The following is a 2461-nucleotide window of genomic DNA, read 5'->3' as shown; positions in this document are numbered from 1 at the left end:
ACTATTAAAAGACTTCGAAGAAGGCTTACTAAAATTTACTTAAGTAAATTTTAGACGTGTGAAACACAATTAATAACACGAGCGAATTTGCGTTAGCAATATTTGCGAGTCGGACAAGCAAAATAGAACGGGGTATTAGGGGCAGTGCCCCTTATTAATTCATTAATTAATATAATTATATCTATCCTTCTGCTTAACGATGCAGGTAATGGATATCACAAGCGCCAATATTTCCGCTATAGGTATAGCAAGCCATAGTCCGTCCACACCTATTATAAGCGGTAGAAGTATTATAGCCCCGGCAATGAAAACAAAGGTCCTCATAAAAGATATGAGTGCGGATATTTTTCCGTTTGACAGTGCAGTAAACATAGACGAAGCAAAGATATTAAAACCGGAGAACAAGAACGTTACCGAGAATAATAAATATGCTCTTATTGCAAGTGGATATGTTTCACTGTTTTTTGGAATGAATATCGAAACCACATCCTGTGCAAATACAAGGGACAGCACGAATATAGTAACGGTAGATACCATTATTATTTTCATACTGTTTTTAAATACCCTTTGAAGCTGGCGTTTATTCTCACTTCCGAAGTTATAGCTTATAATAGGAGCGACACCGCTTGAGAAACCCATATACATAGAATTGAATAAAAACTGTGCATATAATAATAGGGAAATCGCAGCAACGCCCTGCTCACCTAACATCCTCATAAGGGTGACGTTAAACATCCAGTTTGTAATACACATTGAAACATGCCCCACCATTTCTGAAGCCCCGTTTGTCATACACTCGGTAAGTACCTTTACATTCTTATCGATCTTACCGAAATGAAGACCTTTTTTATTAAATATAAAAAATATAAGTCCCGCCGTGGACGGTATCATATATCCGATAGTAGTGCCAAGAGCAGCTCCGGAAATACCCATATTCATCGGCACCATAAATATATAATCCAAAAATATGTTGGTTATCCCCGCAATTATCGTAAAAGTAAGACCAAGGGCAGGTTTACCCGCAGTTACAAATAAACTGCTGAATACGAGCTGGAACATAAGTAAAGGGATAAAGGTTAGACATATTTTCAAATAGTCATAGCAATATCCGAAAAGTACATCGCTGGCTCCTAAGAAATATATTATCTTATCCAAGAATAAAAGAGAAACCACCGACATCACCGCACTTATAATAAAAACGGTCATGACTATCAAAGACAGATCCCCGTTGGCTTCGTCGTCTTTTTTCTCCCCAATCTTCCTTCCTATTATTGCACTTCCTCCCGTACCAAACATAATTGCTGCCCCAAAGAACAAGTTCATGAGAGGCTCAATTATATTTATTGCGCTAAGTCCGTTTATTCCCACAATCCTCGATACGAATACTCCGTCCACGATAGTATAAAGAGCCATAAATAGCATCATAATAATCGTAGGCAGGCTGAATTTTATAAGGGAACTCAAGTTAAATTCTTTTGAAATACTGTTATTCATAATTTCCTCCTCTCATTTATTTAACTGACGTTACTGATTATAAACCTTAAAGTTACTTGAATGTCAATAGATTTTTATATATAATCTTAATAAAGGAGATAATAATGGAAGATAAATTTAATATAGGAACTATTTCAAAGACTTTAGGTATACCGAAGTCCACAATAAGATACTGGGAAAGCGAAGGACTTATAAATCTGGACAGAAATAACAACAACGAATATAGGGAATTTTCGGTCTCTTCGATATTTGAAATTTTGGATATCTTATTCTACAGAAAACTGAATATCCCGATAAAAGAATTAAAGGAAATCAACTTTAAAAGCACGGAAGATATAGAACAGATACTCATAAATAATAAAAAAATAATAAATGAACAAATTAAAAATTTAAAAAAAACTAAAAATTTAATTGATGAAAGATTGGAACAAACAAAGACTTTTTATTATCTAAAGGAAAATCCATATGAAATTGTAGATGAAATAAAGAATATAGGAACGATAATCGAATTTGAAATGTCCAACAGAGAAATATTAAATAAGTACTCTTCGGCTCCTGGACATTTTGTTTACTTTATAGACAGAAAAAAGGATATATATAAATATGGTTTCATCACGGATAAGGTAACAGAAAAAGACAATATCCTTTGGAAAAACGAAAAAGGAAAATATAAATATGCAAGGTTCATATTAAAGCAGGATTACTACAGCCTAAAAACAGATGTATTCAAACACGTGAAAGAACTAAGAAAAAGAGGATACCAAACGGATAAACTCATTGCAAGATATATGCTGACCGATTATGATAACGGGAAATTTGATTACTATGAGGCTTTTATTGAAATCAGGGATATATAAGGGCTATCCGCCCTTAAAACCCGACCATTCTTTGCTTGTCCAAAGAATGGAAGAAAGGACCCCGCTGGGCGCGGTGCCTTAGCCTTCGGCAAAAGAGATCTTTAACTTAC

Annotated in this window: 2 protein-coding genes; one reads left to right on the top strand and one right to left on the bottom strand. The window is 34.6% G+C overall.

The window, feature by feature from the left end:
* Positions 1 to 162 precede the first annotated feature (162 nt).
* Positions 163 to 1494, bottom strand: a complete 1332-nt coding sequence (locus Q0516_RS04620) for an MATE family efflux transporter (RefSeq protein WP_294468994.1) — start codon at positions 1492 to 1494, stop codon at positions 163 to 165.
* 104 nt (positions 1495 to 1598) lie between these two features.
* Here Q0516_RS04620 and Q0516_RS04615 point away from each other — a divergent pair, with 104 nt between their 5' ends.
* Complete coding sequence (locus Q0516_RS04615) at positions 1599 to 2351, top strand: MerR family transcriptional regulator (RefSeq protein ID WP_294468992.1); 753 nt, start codon at positions 1599 to 1601, stop codon at positions 2349 to 2351.
* Positions 2352 to 2461: the final 110 nt, after the last annotated feature.

Source organism: uncultured Anaerofustis sp., assembly GCF_938029165.1.
Taxonomy (GTDB): Bacteria; Bacillota; Clostridia; order Eubacteriales; family Anaerofustaceae; genus Anaerofustis.
Note: the sequence above shows the minus strand (reverse complement) of the source record. Positions and strands in the feature narration are given on the sequence as shown.

What these genes read in the sequence shown, in the direction of transcription:
- Q0516_RS04620 (WP_294468994.1), bottom strand. Translation starts at nt 1,494, where the DNA reads ATGAATAACAGTATTTCAAAAGAATTTAACTTGAGTTCCCTTATAAAA.
- Q0516_RS04615 (WP_294468992.1), top strand. Translation starts at nt 1,599, where the DNA reads ATGGAAGATAAATTTAATATAGGAACTATTTCAAAGACTTTAGGTATA.